Raw genomic sequence first — 15,187 nt, forward strand, 5'->3', positions numbered from 1 at the left:
GTGACGTCCGGTCAGGCCACCAGGCTCCGCCTGTGCGCCACCAGCGCCAGCACCACGACGATCAGCGCCGCCCCACCCGTCAACGCCCCCACGAGGAACACCCACCCGATGAACCCCTCGGAGTCCGCTCCCGCGTACTGCACGGTTGCGGTCAGCATCGACGCCTGGCCGGGTTTGGGGCTCCAGGCGATCGTGCCCTCTTCCTCCTCGCGGCCGTTGGTGTTCACCACGCCGCCGGGGAAGCTGATCTTGACCTGGATGTCCGCGCGGTCGATCGGCACCTGCGTCAGGTCGACCGAGCCGGACATCGTGACCAGGTCGCCGGAGCGGCGGAAGCTGATCTGGTAGCGGCTGCTGGAGGAGCTGGTGGCCAGCGACAGCGTGCGGACCTCGTCGAACGTCAGCCCGTTGAAGAACAGCTGCGTGCCCGCGTAGGCGTCGACCCGGTACGGCTTGGTCGTCACCCGGCTGGCCAGCTCGGACGGGACCCGCAGCTGGGGGCCGGGGTCGTTGTCCGCGGTGGGCGGGGTCGCGGCGATGATCTCGCCGGACACGCGGTCGTCCTCCGACACCGCCATGGCGGCGTGCAGGCGGACGCACCCCGTCAGCGAGAACGCCGCGAGGAGCAGGAAGACCGGCAGGAGGAGCACACGGGCTCTGGACACGCGGTCATCCTGCCAGTAGGGAGCGATGACGACGTTGTCCGCCAGCCGTTCGACTGGTAATCGTGAGCAAGCCTAAATACCTTTCGACGGTCGGAACCGGGCGGTAGCGTGCCGGGCATGGCTTCCTCTTCGGCTGGTGTGCACGGCATCAGCAACCGGTTCGTGACCGACTACGCGGCGCTGGACCCGATCGCGGCTACCCAGCTCGGCCTGCCCGGTGGTGAGGACGAGCTCACCGACTACTCCCCGGAAGGGCACGCCGCGCGGTACGAGCTGACCGTCAAGGCGGTCGCCGAGATCACCGCCGCCGAGCCGGTCGACAAGTCGGAGAGCGACGCCAAGGCGGTGTTCCTCGAACGCAGCGCGGTCTCGACCGACCTGCACGAGGCGGGCCACTCCGAGGGCGACCTGAACGTCATCGCCAGCCCTGTGCAGGACCTGCGCGAGATCTTCGACCACATGCCCACCGACACCCCCGAGCAGTGGGCCGTCGTGGCCCGCCGCCTCGCCGCGGTGCCCGACGCGGTCGCGAACCTCCGCGCCGGCCTGTCCTACTCCGCGGACAAGGGCAGGGTCGCCGCGCTGCGCCAGGTCGCCAAGGTCGCCGACCAGTGCGACACCTGGTCCGGCCGCCGCGGCGGGCAGTCGTTCTTCGCCGGGCTCGTCGCGGACGCCAAGGTCGACGACGCCCTGCGCACCGACCTGGAGAAGGGCGCCAGGGCAGCCTCCGAGGCCTACGGCGACCTCGCCGCGTACCTGCGCTCCGACCTCGCCCCGAAGGCCCCCAAGAAGGACGCCGTCGGCGAGGAGACCTACCGGCTCAAGTCGCGGTACTTCATCGGCTCCCGCCTCGACCTCGCCGAGGCCTACGACTGGGGCTGGGAGGAGTTCACCCGCCTCGAGACCGAGATGAAGCAGGTCGTCGGCCGCATCAAGCCCGGCGCGACGCTCGCCGAGGCCGCCGCGTCGCTCGACGCCGACCCGCGCTACCTCGTCCAGGGCCAGGCCGGGCTCCAGTCGTGGATGCAGGAGCTGTCCGACAAGGCCCTGCTCGACCTGCGCGACGTCCACTTCGAACTCCCGGACGAGCTGATGAGGCTCGAGTGCCGGATCGCCCCGCCCGGCGGCGGCGTCGGCGCGTACTACAGCGGCCCGACCCCGGACTTCTCCCGCCCCGGCCGCATGTGGTGGTCCGTGCCCGCCGACCGGGAGACGTTCTCCACCTGGCGCGAGCTGACGACCGTCTACCACGAGGGCGTCCCCGGCCACCACCTCCAGGTCGCCACCGCCGTCTACCACGCCGACAAGCTCAACGACTACCAGCGCCTCTTCTGCTGGGTCTCCGGCCACGGCGAGGGCTGGGCCCTCTACGCCGAACGGCTGATGCGCGAACTCGGCTACCTCGACGACGACGGCAACCTGCTCGGCATGCTCGACGCCCACCTGTTCCGCGCCGCGCGCGTGATCGTGGACATCGGCATGCACCTGGAGCTGGAGATCCCGAAGGGCACCGGCTTCCACGAGGGCGAGCGCTGGACGCCCGAGCTGGGCCTGGAGTTCATGCTCACCCGCACGATCACCGAGCCCTCGCACGTCCACGACGAGATCGACCGCTACCTCGGCTGGCCCGGCCAGGCGCCGTCGTACAAGATCGGCGAACGCCTCTGGCTCGCCGCGCGCGACGACGCCCGCGCCCGCCACGGGTCCGCGTTCGACCTCAAGAGGTTCCACCAGGACGCCCTCCAGATGGGCGCCATGGGGCTCGACACGCTCCGCGAGCGGCTCGCCGAGCTGTAGCCGTCAGGTGGTGACAGGGGGCTGCCCGGCGCGACCGGGCAGCCCTCACGTCATCGGGAGTTCCCGCCCCAGCACCGCGAACGGCCTCGGGTCGCCGGTGAACTGGTAGTGCCGCAGCAGGTCCACGAACCCGACCCGCCGGTACAGCCGCCACGCGTTGCTCGGCCCCTCCGGCGTCGACAGCAGCACGTGCGTCGTCGGCACCCCGTCCAGCAGGTTCCGCAGGAGCGCCTCCCCGAGCCCCCGGCCCTGCGCGCGCGGCAGCACGTGCAGTTCGGTCAGCTCGAAGTAGTCCTCCATCCACTCGTCGACGGCCTGCGCGCCCGACACGGCCGTCAACCCGCGGCGCACCTGCTCGTGCCACCACTGGCCGGTCGACCCGCGGTAGCCGTAGCCGATGCCGACGAGCTCGTCGTTGTCGTCCAGCGCGACGACGCAGCGCCAGTCCTCGCGCACCATGTGCGCCACCCACATCGGGGCCCGCTGCTCGACCGTGCCCGGCGGGTAGTTCATCGCCGCGACGTACAGCTCCAGCGCCTCGGTGAGGCGCGCGCTCAGCTCGTGCGGCGCGAGCTCCACCAGCCGCTCGGTGCGCGGCGACGGCGCGGCGGTCATCGCGCGACCCGCGCGGGCGTGCCGCCGGTCAGCTCGACCAGTCCGGCGAACGTCGTGGGGAACACCGCGTGCGGGTGTCCGCCCGCTGCCCACACGACCGGGTACTGCTCCAGGTCCTTGTCCACGAACGTCATGATCCTCGACGGGTGGCCGACCGGCGACACGCCACCGATGACCTGACCCGTGTGCTCGCGCACGAAGTCCGGCGTGGCGCGCTCGATCCGGTCCGCGCCCGCGAGTTCGGCCAGCAGGTCGGTGTCCGCGCGGTGCGCGCCCGACGTCAGCACCAGCAGCGGCGCGGGGACCTCCGCGCGGACCGCGGTGAACACCAGGCTGTTCGCGATCGCGCCGACCGGCACGTCCACCGCCTCGGCGGCCTGCGCGGCGGTGCGGACGGCGTCCTCGAGGACCCGGATGCCTTGCGCCGCCTCGTGGTGGCCTGCCTCGGTCAGTGCCGCGGCGACCTTCTGCATGCCGGGGTGGTCCAGTGCGCTCACGCGTCCAATCAGACCACGGATCACGATCGGGTCGTCGCTGGGTCCTGGGTTGAGGAATGTCGGTGCCAGGCGCTACGCTGCCATCGATCGAACATGTGTTCGATCGTGATGCCCTGGCTGTGGGGCGGGGGAAGCGCCCCACAGCCAGGAGCCGCCGTCTCCCCGCGGTGGTCGTCGAGTTCACCGACGCCGCGAGGAGGCCGCCGATGTCAGCTTCGATCGACTTCCCCCAGCCCAGCCGGACCGCTGTCCCGGTCCCCCTGCCGCCGGCCTCGGCCGTCAGCCTCCTCCGCGCCGCCCGCCTCGGCATCGCCGAGGCCGAACGCTCGACCGACCCCGCCGACCGCTTCGCGACCGCCTACCTGGCCGCCCTGCGAGCGGGCGCGGCCGTGCTCGCCTTGCGCGGCAGGCCACATCGCGGCCACGCCAAACCCGCCAGCGTCTGGGTCCTGCTGTCGGGCATGGCCCCGGAGTTGACGGAGTGGGCCGCGTTCTTCGCGTCCTGCTCCGGCACCAGGGCCGCCGTCCAGGCGGGCATCACCCGCGACGTCACCGCCCGCTCCGCGGACGACCTGGTCCGCCAGGCGGCCCAGTTCGTCGAGCTGGTCGACCGGATCACGCCAGAGGCGCGCACGTGACCAAAGCCCTGATCGACTACGACAGGCTGCTCGACGTCCTGGCCTCGGAAGCGGAGACCCTGGCCGCCGCGGCCGAGGGACAGCGCCCCGAACGCCAGGTCCCCGCCTGTCCCGGCCTCAACCTCGGCGAGACCGCGAGGCACGTCGGCAGCACGTACCGCATGACCCTGTCCTGGCTGCACGACGGCCGCCAACCCCTGACGTGGCAGCAGAATCCCGCTCCGGGGGAGTCCCTTCCGGACTTCGTCCGGTCCGGTGTGGAGCCGCTGCTGGACGAACTCGCCCTGCACTCCGCCGACGACCCGTGCGGCACCTGGTGGCCCGAGGAGGCGAACTACGGCTTCTGGGCGCGCAGGCTGGCCCACGAGACCACCGTGCACCGCATGGACGTCCAGGCCGCGGCCATGCTCCCGCTCGACCCGGTGGCGACGGACGTCCTCGCCGACGGGATCGACGAGGTGCTGTCCCTCTGGTTCGTGCACCGCCTCCGCACGATGGGCGTCCGCGGCACCAGGGACGGCGTCGTCGCGATCCGCGCCGCGGGCCGCGTCTGGCTGGCCTCCTGCGGCCCGACGGGCTCCACCTCGTGGCGCGCGACCCCCGAGGAGGCCGAACCGGCGGACGCCGACGTCACCGGCGACCCCCTCACCGTGTACCGCTGGCTGTGGGGCCGCGTCGCCGACCGCGAAGTGGAGGTCAACGGCGACCTCGACACCATCGCCCAGCTCTGGGCACTGCTCAGGCTGGCGACCAAGTGACCGGTCTCGTGGAGGGTTTCCGTTGGCACGTGGTGATCTGACCAGCGCGCAGTGGGCGGTGCTGGAACCGCTGCTACCACCGGACCGGCGAAGGGGAAGACCGACGAGGAACCGCAGGCAGGTCGTCAACGCGATCCGCTGGCGAGCACGCACCGGCGCCCCGTGGCGCGACATGCCCGACCGCTACGGCCCGTGGGAAACGGCCTACGGCCTCTTCCGCACCTGGCAACGCGAAGGCGTCTGGGCGTCGGTCCTGGAAAAACTCCGGGGCCGAACCGACATCATCACCTGGGACGTCTCGAACCCCACCCTCACACCGGCTCACGACCACCAGACCGCCGCCGAGAACCGCCCGACGGGCTCGGACTGAATGCCGCGCCGCGGTTCCGGGGCACCTCGCTAGGCGGGCGGCAGGCCCAGGTTCGCGACCTCGACCAACCCCCTGCCGTCGGGTGTCGCGGACTCCAGGCGGAAGCGGGCCTGCCGTCCGTCCACCTCCAGCACCGCGATGGAGTTGCCGAAGTGCGGGCCGGTCAACCGGTTCCACGTCAACGGGTCCGCGGGCACGCCCGCGCGGTCGGCGAGCCTGCGCAGCACGCGGCCCATCGGCGGCCACCAGGACAGGCGGAACACCGGGCGGAAGAACTTCGGCGGGTCGTTGTGCACGGGGGAGCAGGTGAGCTGCATGATCGCGCTGGCCGTCGGCTCGGCGTAGTGGCCCTGCGCGGCGTAGCTGTGGTGCACGTCGCCGGACAGCACGCAGATGGTGCTGGGCGCGTTCTCGCCGCGGCCGATCCGGCCGAGGAACCGCGACAGCCGCTCGAACGAGTCGCGGAACGCGGGCCAGTGCTCCAGGTCCGCGATCTGCCGGACCTGCTCGGCGAACCGGCCGCGCCTGCCCGGCCGGGCGGCGGCGCGTTCGTTGATCGACTGGGCGTGGCTGATCGCGTGCGGCATCAGCCACGGCAGCGACGAGCCGATGACCAGGTGGTCGTAGTCGCCCTCGGCGTTGCGCTCGATCCAGTCGAACTCCTCGTCGCCGACCATCCGCCGCGTGTCGCCCGCGAGGATCCGGCCGCACCGGGTGTCGATCACCAGCAGCCGCACCCGCCCGAAGTCGCGCCGGTAGCTCCACCACGTCGACTTCCGGCCGTCCAGTTCGGCGTCGGCCCGCTCGGCGAACTCCTCCAGCATCGGCTGCACGTCACCGCCCGCGGCGACGACCTTCGCGTACAGCTCGTCGCGGTCCAGCTCGTCCGGCCCGAGGTTGCCCAGGTGCTGGTACACCCAGTACGACGCCAGCCCGGCCCGGATCCGCTCCGGCCACCACGGCGTCGCGGCCATCTTCTCGCGCCACGGGCGGGAGGTGTTCCAGTCGTCGCGGATGTCGTGGTCGTCGAAGATCATCGACGTCGGCACGGTCGACATCAGCCAGCGGATCTCGGGGTCGCCCCACGACTCGTGGTAGAGCTGCGCGTACTCCCGGAAGTGCAGCACCTCGTCCACGGGATCCTTGCCACCACGCCGTTTCCGCAGCCACTCCTTCGTCCGCGACGTCGGCTCGTCGGCGTACACCTGGTCGCCGAGCAGCAGCAGCGCGTCCGGCCACTCGTCCTGCGGCTGCTTCGCCATGCGCAGCGCGTACGCGTCCAGCGCGTCCGGGCCGAGGTCGTCCTCCTCTGCGGGCCGCAGCGGTTTCGCCGCGCGGCACGACCCGAACACGATGCGGTGCGTCAGGTCCTCATCGGACTTCGTGCGGATGCGGCACGGCGGGAACTCCGAGTCCGGCTCGGGCCACACCGGGTCGCCGTCGAGCCGCACGTCGTACTCCGTCGTGGTCCCCGGAGCCAGGCCCTCGACGCGCACCAGCGCGAAGTGCTGAGCGCCCACCTGGAACGTCCGGGCCCGATGACCCGCCACCTCCACCTCGGTCGACGTGTCGGTTTCCACCCACACGGTCGCCGACGTCGCGTTCACATGCCGCAGCACCGGACCGAGAACCAGCTTCGCCATTCGCCAGACGTTACCTTTGGCGGATGGTGACGAGGCTGAACGACGTCGTGATCGACGCCGCGGACCCGGCGGCACTCGGACGGTTCTGGGCGGAACTGCTCGGCACGCGCATCACCGGCGAGTCCGCCGACGAGGTGGACGTGGCCGTGACCGCCTCGATGGAACTGGTGTTCGTGCCGGTCGAGGAGCCGAAGGTCGTGAAGAACCGCCTGCACCTCGACCTGGCGAGCACGTCGCTGGAACACCAGCGCGACCTCGTGGACCGGGCGACCGCGCTCGGCGCGAAACCCGTCGACCTCGGCCAGCGCGGCGTCCGCTGGGTCGTGCTGGCCGACATCGAGGGCAACGAGTTCTGCGTCCTCGAACCCCGCCCGGAGTACAGCGCGACCGGCCCGATCGCCGCGATCGTGGTGGACGTCGCCGACACCTGCGCCGAAGTCGACTTCTGGGCCGCCGCGACGGGCCTGCCGATCGCCAACCGCACCGCCGAGTTCGCGTCCCTCCGCCAGGAAGCGGGCCCGTGGCTGGAGTTCCTGCACAGCGACGACCGCAAACGCGTGAAGAACCGCGTCCACCTCGACCTGGCTCCCGGCCCGTACGACGACCAGAACACCGAGGTCTCCCGCTTGGTCGCCTTGGGAGCCACCGTGCTGAGCATCGGCAAGTGGAGCCACGCGGTCCTGACCGACCCCGAGGGCCAGGAGTTCTGCGTCCTCTCACCCCGCTAGCCCACCTCCCGCGTCACCGCCGCTAGCCAGCACTCCCATCGCTGGCCCGCACCACCTGCTGCCGGCCCGCCCCAGGCCGCTTGCCCTCACCTGCTCTTGGCTCGCATCACCTGCGGCCCACCTCTCTCCTCCTGCCGCTGGTCCGCCCCCGCTGGCCTGCACCACACGCGGCTGACTCTCACCGCTTGCGGCCAGCCTGCCTCCCGCCGCTGGTCCGCCCCCCCGCTGGTCCGCACCACTTGTGGCCAGCTCTCACCTTCTGCCGCCTGCCCGCGTCTCCCGCGTCGCCGCCCTCACCTCACCCGGCTTGCTTGCGCCGCTGACCCGCCTGCCCGCGCTTCTCGACCTCTGTCCCGTGCCTCTCGTCCCCGAGTGGCCCGCCATTCCCGGCTCGTGCCCCTTGACCTGGCGGCTTCCGTCAGCGACAGTCCTGATATGCAATATATTGGTCGCCTGGACCGCTCGCTCTACCGCGATCGCGCGTTGACGGCGATCCGCGACGCCATCGTGGGTGGCGATCTCGCGCCGGGCGCGCCCATCAGGGACGTCGACCTCGCCGAGGAGTTGGGGCTGTCCCGCACGCCTGTCCGTGAAGCCCTCGCCAGGCTCACCGACGAGGGTCTGGTCGAGACGAAGCCGCACAGCTACACCAGGGTCACGCCGCTCGACACCGCCGCCGTTCGCCAGGCACATGTGGTCGTGCAGGCCATGCACGCGCTCGCCGCCCGTCTGGCCGTTCCGCTGATGACGCCCGCTGACCTGGACGCCATGCGCGCCGCCAACACGCGCTTCGAGACCGCCCTGGCCACCGGTGACGTGAACTCGGCTCTGGCCGCTGACGACGAGTTCCACGACGTCGCCGTCCGCCGCGCTGACAACTTCGCGATCACCGCCACCATCGACCGCTACACGCCGCTCGTCCGCAGGCTCGAACGCCTCCGCTTCGCCACCCCGCAGGGCCGCCACTCCGTGGCCATGCACGCCGAAGTCATCACCGCCTGCGCCAGTGCGGACGCCGCGCTCGCGGCGGACCGGGTGTCCCTCAACTGGGCCACGCTCACCGACCTGCTGGAGACCGAGGACCAAGGAGATCCCCAGTGCTGAAGGACTTCGCCCGCTACCCGCTGCTGTTCGGCCCGTCGCCCGTGCACCGCCTGGACCGCCTCACCGAGCACCTGGGCGGCGCCGACGTGTGGGCCAAGCGCGAGGACTGCAACTCCGGCCTGGCCTACGGCGGCAACAAGACCCGCAAGCTCGAGTACCTCGTCGCCGACGCCGTCGCCACCGGCTGCGACACCCTCGTCTCGATCGGCGGCGTCCAGTCCAACCACACCCGCCAGGTGGCCGCCGCCGCGGCGCGCGCGGGTCTCAAGTGCGTGTTGGTGCAGGAGAGTTGGGTCGACTGGACCGACCCCGGCTACGACCGCGTCGGCAACATCCAGATGAGCCGCATGATGGGCGCAGACGTCCGACTCGTCCAAGCGGACTTCGGCATCGGCGTCAAACCCGCGTGGGAACAGGCGATCCAGGACGTCCACGCCGCGGGCGGCACCCCGTACCCGATCCCGGCCGGTGCCTCCGACCACCGCTTGGGCGGCCTCGGTTTCGCCAACTGGGCCAAGGAGGTGGAGGCCCAGGAAGCCCAACTGGGACTCTTCTTCGACACCATCGTGGTCTGCTCGGTCACCGGCAGCACCCAGGCGGGCATGGTCGCTGGCTTCGCGGGAGCCGACCGCCCCCGCAGGGTGCTCGGCATCGACGCCTCCGCCAAGCCCGACGAGACCAAGGACCAGGTCACCAGGATCGCCACCGCCACCGCGGGCCTGCTGGAGGTCGACCTCGACCCGGCGGACGTCCTGCTCGACGAACGCTTCCACGAAGGCGTCTACGGCGTGCCCGGCGAGTCCACGATGGACGCCATGCGCTTGGGAGCGTCACTGGAAGGCATGATCACCGACCCGGTCTACGAGGGCAAATCCCTGGCAGGCCTGATCGAACTGGTCACCACCGGCGAAATCCCCAGGGACTCCAAGGTCCTCTACGCCCACCTAGGCGGCCAACCAGCCCTCAACGCCTACAGCACCCTCTTCACCTGAGCCTCCACCCGTTCCCACACCAGGGATCACCTCGCCTACGGCTGACAACAGCAACCCGGCGGCCACCGCCGAGCCTGTCTGCCGAAGCCTGTTTGCCCGAGCCGTCGGGGAACAGAGGTCCCCCTGTCGGGAAGGCCCCCCGATACCGACGCTACAACGAGGGTCCGACATTTTCGCGAGTCGGTTTCCCGAGGTTGCAGGGCGCACGTTTGCCTAGGTTGCAGGGTGTGCGTGGGTGTCGGGGGTTACTGGGCGTCGCCGACTACCGGGCCCGGTTGGTAGGCGGCGATGCGGGCGACCGTGTCGGTGCTGATCTTGTGCCAGCCGGGGTCGAGCCAGGCGGTCTCGTTGCTGAAGGTGTGGGTGAAGTACACCTGGTAGCGGAGGCCGTCGGGGACGCGGAAGCCGTCGACGTCGATCTTGTCGGTGGCGTCGCTGCGGCTGTCCGCGGGCAGGGTGCGGACGCCCTTCGACTCGCACGGGGCGGATTCCCACTCGCACCAGTCGAGCGCGATGTCCACGGGGATGTCGAGGCCGTTGACGACGGTGCCGCAGATGCCGAACTCGCACGCGCCGACGTGGGCGCTGCTCGTCCAGTCGGCGCTCGCGGCGAGGGCGCCGCCCGCGGTGAGGACGACGGTCGTCGCCGCCATCAGCACCGCTCGTCGTCTGCCCACCGCCGGATTGTCCCAGATCGATTACGCCCTCAGCCTCAGCCCTTTCGGTGTCGCGCGAAAACCGGCTTCTTGCAGGACGCCCGCCAGCCGGGTGCCCAATGCGTTCTCGCCGTCCGTGCGCTGCACGGCCAACTGCCCCAGCCAGCCGTCGCGCACGGCTCTGCTCAACGACCCCGCGGCGGCCCGCAGGGTCTCCTCGTCCTCGGTGAACGACAGCAGCGAACGTCCGCCGCGCTCGACGTACAGCACCGCCACCCCGTCGACCAGCACGGTCAACGCCCCGGCCTTGCGCGCGGGCCGGTGCTTGCCGTCGCCGATCGGCGCGGGCCAGTCGAGGGCCGCGCCGTACGGCTGCGCCGGGTCCGCGGCGGCCAGCACCACGGCCTCTGGCGTGCCGAGGTGGTCCTGACCCGGTGGTCTCGACAGGGCACGGAGGCGGTCGACGGCGCCGCGCGCCGCGAACTGGGCCGCGCCGAGGCCTTCGACCACGTAACCGCGCACGACCTGCCCGGACTCCTCCATCGCCCGCAGCACGCGGTAGACGCCGCTGAACCCGCCGGTCACCCGCTCGGTGTCGAGCGCGCCCCTGGTCAGCACGCCGTGCCGCTCCAGGAACGCCTCGGCTCTCGCGTGGGCGCGGCGGGTCGGGTCGATCGCGGGCACCACCGCCAGCGACCACCGGCCCGCGACCGTCGGCGGCCCGGTCCGGCTCGGCATGTCCGGCCGACCGGCCCGCATCCGGGCGTACCGGCCGCGCGGTGCCGCCCGCCTGGGCTTGTGCGCGGCGCTCTTGCCCGCCACCAGCGACCGCAGAGGCGCGAGCGTGTCGTTGGTGACCAGCCCGGCCCACACCAGGTCCCACAGCGCCCCGACCACGTCGGCGTCGCTGGTCGGCCCCAACAACGACACCCGGTCGACCAGTTGCCGGAAGAACAGCGCGCCGCCCGCCAACGCCTCGACCACCGCCAGGTGCAGCGGCGACTCGGGCGCGGACTCCGGCACCAGGTCGGGCAGCAGCAGGTCGGCCACGTCCGTCGGCGCCAGCGCGATCCACCCGTCGCCACCCGCCAGCGAGCCGCAGCCGGTCCACGTCACCTCGCCCGACGCGGTCAACTCGTCGAGCATCGCGGGGGAGTAGCCGGGCAGCCGCGCGGGCAGCACCAACGACTCCAGCGCGCTCGCGGGCAACGGCGCTCCCGCCAGCTGCTCGACCACCGACAGCACGTCGTCCACCGACGGAGCCGACCGCAGCCGTCTGCCCACCCCGTGCCAGCTGGGCAGGAACCGGCCGAGCGCGGCGGGTTCGACCGGCTCGACCTCCGCCCGCAGCCGGGCGAGCGACGCCCGCCGCAGACGGCGCAGCACCTCCGCGTCGCAGTACTCGGTGTGCGTGCCACCCGGCCGCAACTCGCCGCGCACCAACCGCCCGGTGCCGGACATCCGGTCCAGCACACCGGTCACCACCGCGATCCCGAGCCCGAACCGCGCCGCCGCCTCCAGCGCCGGGAACGGCCCGTGCGTGCGGGCGTACCGGCTCACCAGGTCGCCGAGCGGATCGGCCACCGGCTCGGTGAACACCTCCGGCACCCCCACCGGCAGCGCCACGCCCAGCGCGTCCCGGTAGCGGCCCGCGTCCTCGATCGCGATCACGCGCTCCTCGCCCGCGATCCTGATCCGCAACGCCCGCCGCTGCTCCACGAGCTCCGCGAACCACGCCGGCTGGATCCCGCGTTCGACCCCTTCCGCCTCGCTGAGGTCGCCGAGGAACCGCAGCAGGTCCGCCGCGTCCTCCGCGTGCCGCGCCCGCCGCTCCTCGGTGAGCCGCTGCAACGACCGCTCGACCTCCTCGACCACCTCCGGGTCGAGCAGCTCGCGGATCGCCTCCGACCCGAGCAGCTCCGCCAGCAGCGTCGAGTCCAGCGACAGCGCCGCCGCCCGCCGCTCGGCCAGCGGCGTGTCCGTCTCGTAGAGGAACATCCCGACGTAGCCGAAGAGCAGGCTGCGCGCGAACGGCGACGGGGTCGGCGTCTCGATCTCCACCACCCGCACCCGGCGGGACCGGATCTCGCTCATCAGCTCCCGCAGGCCGGGCACGTCGTAGACGTCCTGCAAGCACTCCCGCATGGCCTCCAGCACCACCGGGAAGCTCTCGTACTTCGCCGCCACCGACAGCAGTTGCGCCGCCCGCTGCCGCTGCTGCCACAACGGGGACCGCTTCCGCGGGTCGCGCCGGGGGAGCAGCAGCGACCGGGCCGCGCACTCCCGGAACCGCGCGGCGAACAGCGCCGACCCGCCCACCTCGGCGACGACGATCTGCTCGACCTCCTCCGGGTCCAGCAGCACGTCCTCCGCGCCCACCACGACGTCCGCGCCGTCCAGGTCCACGGCGTCCGGCAGCCGCACCACGATGCCGTCGTCGGAGTGCGCCGCCTGCACCTCGACGCCCCGCCGTTCCCGCAGCCGCGCCGCTATCGCCAACGCCCACGGCGCGTTGACCTGCGCCCCGAACGGCGAGTGCACCACCAGCCGCCAGTCGCCCAGCTCGTCGCGGAACCGCTCGACCAGGATCACCCGGTCGTTCGGCACGTGCCGGGTCGCCTCCCGCTGCTCGCCCAGGTACGCCGCCAGGTTGCTCGCCGCCCACGCGTCCAACCCCGCCTCGGCCGCCCGCAGCGCCGCGTGCGGGGCGTCCGCCGTGGACATCTCGCGCAGGAACTTCCCCAGCGCCCGCCCCAGTTCCAGCGGCCTGCCGGGCGCGTCGCCCTTCCAGAACGGCATCCGCGCGGGCTGCCCCGGCGCGGGCACCACGATCACCCGGTCGTGGGTGATGTCCTCCACCCGCCACGCGGACGTGCCCAGCAGGAACGTGTCGCCGACCCGCGACTCGTAGACCATCTCCTCGTCCAGCTCGCCGACCCGCGACCCCGGCCCGCGCTCCGAGGGCGGGGTCATCACCGCGAACATGCCGCGGTCCGGGATCGTGCCGCCCGACGTCACCGCCAGCCGCTGCGCGCCCGGCCTGCCGCGCAGCTCCCCGGTCACCCGGTCCCAGGTGATCCGCGGCCGCAGCTCGCCGAACTCCTCGCTCGGGTACCGGCCCGCCAGCATGTCCAGCACCGCCATCAGCGCCGACTCCGGCAGCGCCGCGAACGGCGCCGCCCGCCGCACCAGCCCCGCCAGCTCCTCGACGGTCCACGACTCCAGCGCGACCATCGCCACGACGTGCTGCGCCAGCACGTCCAACGGGTTGCGCGGGTACCGGACGGCCTCGATCGCCCCGTCGCGCATCCGTTCCGCCACGACCGCGCACGACACCAGGTCGCCGCGGAACTTCGGGAACATCACCCCGCGCGACACCGCCCCCACCTGGTGGCCCGCGCGCCCGACCCGCTGCATCCCGGACGCCACCGTCGGCGGCGCCTCCACCTGGACCACCAGGTCGACCGCGCCCATGTCGATGCCCAGTTCCAGCGACGACGTCGCCACCACGCACGGCAGCCGCCCGGACTTCAGCTCCTCCTCGACCGCCGTCCGCTGCTCGCGCGCCATCGACCCGTGGTGCGCGCGGGCGACCACGGCGGCCGTCTGCGTGGTGAACCCGGACTGCCCGATCGCCTCGGCCGGGAAGCGCTCGAGCTCGGCCGCCTCCTCCGCCAGTTCGTTGAGCCGGGCCGTCAACCGCTCGGCCAGCCGCCGCGAGTTGGCGAACACGATCGTCGAGCGGTGCTCCCGCACCAGTTCCAGGATCCGCTGCTCCACCGCGGGCCAGATCGACGCCTTCTGCTCCGCGCCCGCGGCGGACCCGGTCACCTCGCCGGTCGGCTGACCCAGGATCGACATGTCCTCCACCGGGACCTCGACCCGCACCTCGATCGTCTTCGCCGTCTTCGGCTGCACCACCCGCACCGGCCGCCCGCCCGCGAGGAACGACGAGACCTCCTCGACCGGCCGGACCGTCGCGGACAGCCCGATCCGCTGGGCGGGCTTCTCCAGCAGCGCGTCCAGCCGTTCGAGCGACAACGCCAGGTGCCCGCCCCGCTTGGTCCCGGCGACGGCGTGCACCTCGTCCACGATCACCGTCCGCACGCCCCGCAACGAGTCGCGCGCGGCGGACGTGAGGATGAGGAACAGCGACTCCGGTGTCGTCACCAGCACGTCCGGCGGCGTCTTCAGGAACGCCCGCCGCTCGTCCGCGGGCGTGTCGCCGGTCCGCATGCCCACCGTGATCGACGGTTCCGGCTGCCCCAGCCGGTGCGCCGCCTGCCGGATGCCCGCCAGCGGTCCTCTCAGGTTGCGCTCCACGTCGACCGCGAGCGCCTTCATCGGTGAGATGTAGAGGACGCGGCACCGCCGCTTCGGGTCCTCCGGCACGGGGGTCGACGCCAGCTGGTCGAGCGCCCACAGGAACGCCGACAGCGTCTTGCCCGAGCCGGTCGGCGCGATGACCAGCGCGTGCTCCCCGGCCGCCGCCGCTTGCCACGCGCCCGCCTGGGCCGCGGTTGGCGCGACGAAGGCACCCTCGAACCACTGCCGAGTGGCGGGCGAGAAAGCCTCCAGTGCGTCCATACGGCCCATCATGACCCGACGCACCGACAATTTCTGATCGCAGGCCCCCTGACCTGGAACAACCCAATCCGGTCAACCCCCAGGCACACCCACTGGCGGACGTGGCACCATCAGCCGGTCCGCCGACTAAGGGGAGA

13 protein-coding genes are annotated in these 15,187 nt (G+C 72.3%); 7 read left to right on the forward strand and 6 right to left on the reverse strand.

Features of this window, described 5'->3' with window-relative positions; all coding sequences use genetic code 11:
• Positions 1-11 precede the first annotated feature (11 nt).
• Entirely contained in the window at positions 12-665 is a 654-nt protein-coding gene (locus ACFWW9_RS13130) for a DUF3153 domain-containing protein (RefSeq protein ID WP_390375650.1), read from the reverse strand.
• A 117-nt stretch (positions 666-782) separates the two neighbouring features.
• Here ACFWW9_RS13130 and ACFWW9_RS13135 point away from each other — a divergent pair, with 117 nt between their 5' ends.
• Positions 783-2,462: a DUF885 domain-containing protein gene (locus ACFWW9_RS13135; protein WP_390375653.1), complete on the forward strand. Its 1,680-nt coding sequence runs from the start codon at positions 783-785 to the stop codon at positions 2,460-2,462.
• Between the two features lie 45 nt (positions 2,463-2,507).
• On the opposite strand, the gene ACFWW9_RS13140 is transcribed toward ACFWW9_RS13135, so the two are convergent.
• Together ACFWW9_RS13140 and ACFWW9_RS13145 are read right to left on the reverse strand one after the other, a co-directional pair.
• Positions 2,508-3,077: a GNAT family N-acetyltransferase gene (locus tag ACFWW9_RS13140; RefSeq protein WP_390375656.1), complete on the reverse strand. Its 570-nt coding sequence runs from the start codon at positions 3,075-3,077 to the stop codon at positions 2,508-2,510.
• On the reverse strand, positions 3,074-3,574 hold the full coding sequence (locus tag ACFWW9_RS13145) for a YbaK/EbsC family protein (RefSeq protein ID WP_390375659.1): 501 nt from the start codon (positions 3,572-3,574) through the stop codon (positions 3,074-3,076). Before ACFWW9_RS13145 ends, ACFWW9_RS13140 begins: the two co-directional genes overlap by 4 nt.
• A 206-nt stretch (positions 3,575-3,780) precedes the next feature.
• Between ACFWW9_RS13145 and ACFWW9_RS13150 the strand changes: the two genes are divergently transcribed.
• The 3 genes from ACFWW9_RS13150 to ACFWW9_RS13160 are packed head-to-tail and all read left to right on the forward strand — an operon-like array spanning position 3,781 to position 5,340.
• On the forward strand, positions 3,781-4,212 hold the full coding sequence (locus ACFWW9_RS13150) for an SAV_6107 family HEPN domain-containing protein (protein WP_390375662.1): 432 nt from the start codon (positions 3,781-3,783) through the stop codon (positions 4,210-4,212).
• Positions 4,209-4,970 carry a maleylpyruvate isomerase family mycothiol-dependent enzyme gene (locus tag ACFWW9_RS13155; RefSeq protein WP_390375665.1) on the forward strand — a complete coding sequence of 254 codons (762 nt, stop codon included), beginning with the start codon at positions 4,209-4,211 and terminating at the stop codon, positions 4,968-4,970. The genes ACFWW9_RS13150 and ACFWW9_RS13155 overlap by 4 nt, the downstream gene beginning before the upstream one ends.
• Positions 4,971-4,992: 22 nt before the next feature.
• Positions 4,993-5,340 carry a transposase gene (locus ACFWW9_RS13160; RefSeq protein WP_390375669.1) on the forward strand — a complete coding sequence of 116 codons (348 nt, stop codon included), beginning with the start codon at positions 4,993-4,995 and terminating at the stop codon, positions 5,338-5,340.
• Positions 5,341-5,369: 29 nt separating this feature from the next.
• Here the strand turns inward: ACFWW9_RS13160 and ACFWW9_RS13165 are convergent, their stop codons facing one another.
• Positions 5,370-6,983 (reverse strand): alkaline phosphatase D family protein, encoded by a 1,614-nt coding sequence (locus ACFWW9_RS13165; protein ID WP_390375672.1) that lies wholly within the window; start codon positions 6,981-6,983, stop codon positions 5,370-5,372.
• Between the two features lie 23 nt (positions 6,984-7,006).
• Between ACFWW9_RS13165 and ACFWW9_RS13170 the strand changes: the two genes are divergently transcribed.
• From ACFWW9_RS13170 to ACFWW9_RS13180, 3 genes are all read left to right on the forward strand, one after another.
• Complete coding sequence (locus ACFWW9_RS13170; RefSeq protein WP_390375675.1) at positions 7,007-7,711, forward strand: VOC family protein; 705 nt, start codon at positions 7,007-7,009, stop codon at positions 7,709-7,711.
• A 435-nt stretch (positions 7,712-8,146) separates the two neighbouring features.
• The gene (locus ACFWW9_RS13175; RefSeq protein WP_390375678.1) at positions 8,147-8,815 is read left to right on the forward strand and encodes a GntR family transcriptional regulator; all 669 of its coding nucleotides are present in this window, start codon (positions 8,147-8,149) and stop codon (positions 8,813-8,815) included.
• Complete coding sequence (locus ACFWW9_RS13180) at positions 8,809-9,807, forward strand: 1-aminocyclopropane-1-carboxylate deaminase (protein ID WP_390375681.1); 999 nt, start codon at positions 8,809-8,811, stop codon at positions 9,805-9,807. The genes ACFWW9_RS13175 and ACFWW9_RS13180 overlap by 7 nt, the downstream gene beginning before the upstream one ends.
• A 245-nt stretch (positions 9,808-10,052) precedes the next feature.
• Here ACFWW9_RS13180 and ACFWW9_RS13185 read toward each other — a convergent pair whose 3' ends face one another.
• Together ACFWW9_RS13185 and ACFWW9_RS13190 are read right to left on the reverse strand one after the other, a co-directional pair.
• The gene (locus tag ACFWW9_RS13185) at positions 10,053-10,484 is read right to left on the reverse strand and encodes a hypothetical protein (RefSeq protein WP_390375684.1); all 432 of its coding nucleotides are present in this window, start codon (positions 10,482-10,484) and stop codon (positions 10,053-10,055) included.
• Between the two features lie 21 nt (positions 10,485-10,505).
• Positions 10,506-15,050 (reverse strand): ATP-dependent helicase, encoded by a 4,545-nt coding sequence (locus ACFWW9_RS13190; protein ID WP_390375687.1) that lies wholly within the window; start codon positions 15,048-15,050, stop codon positions 10,506-10,508.
• Positions 15,051-15,187 lie beyond the last annotated feature (137 nt).

Source organism: Umezawaea sp. NPDC059074 (genome assembly GCF_042738955.1).
Lineage (GTDB): Bacteria > Actinomycetota > Actinomycetes > Mycobacteriales > Pseudonocardiaceae > Umezawaea.

Coding starts and splice junctions, on each gene's coding strand:
- ACFWW9_RS13140 (WP_390375656.1), bottom strand. CDS start 3,077: ATGACCGCCGCGCCGTCGCCGCGCACCGAGCGGCTGGTGGAGCTCGCG.
- ACFWW9_RS13170 (WP_390375675.1), top strand. CDS start 7,007: ATGGTGACGAGGCTGAACGACGTCGTGATCGACGCCGCGGACCCGGCG.
- ACFWW9_RS13165 (WP_390375672.1), bottom strand. CDS start 6,983: ATGGCGAAGCTGGTTCTCGGTCCGGTGCTGCGGCATGTGAACGCGACG.
- ACFWW9_RS13175 (WP_390375678.1), top strand. CDS start 8,147: ATGCAATATATTGGTCGCCTGGACCGCTCGCTCTACCGCGATCGCGCG.
- ACFWW9_RS13150 (WP_390375662.1), top strand. CDS start 3,781: ATGTCAGCTTCGATCGACTTCCCCCAGCCCAGCCGGACCGCTGTCCCG.
- ACFWW9_RS13135 (WP_390375653.1), top strand. CDS start 783: ATGGCTTCCTCTTCGGCTGGTGTGCACGGCATCAGCAACCGGTTCGTG.
- ACFWW9_RS13190 (WP_390375687.1), bottom strand. CDS start 15,050: ATGGACGCACTGGAGGCTTTCTCGCCCGCCACTCGGCAGTGGTTCGAG.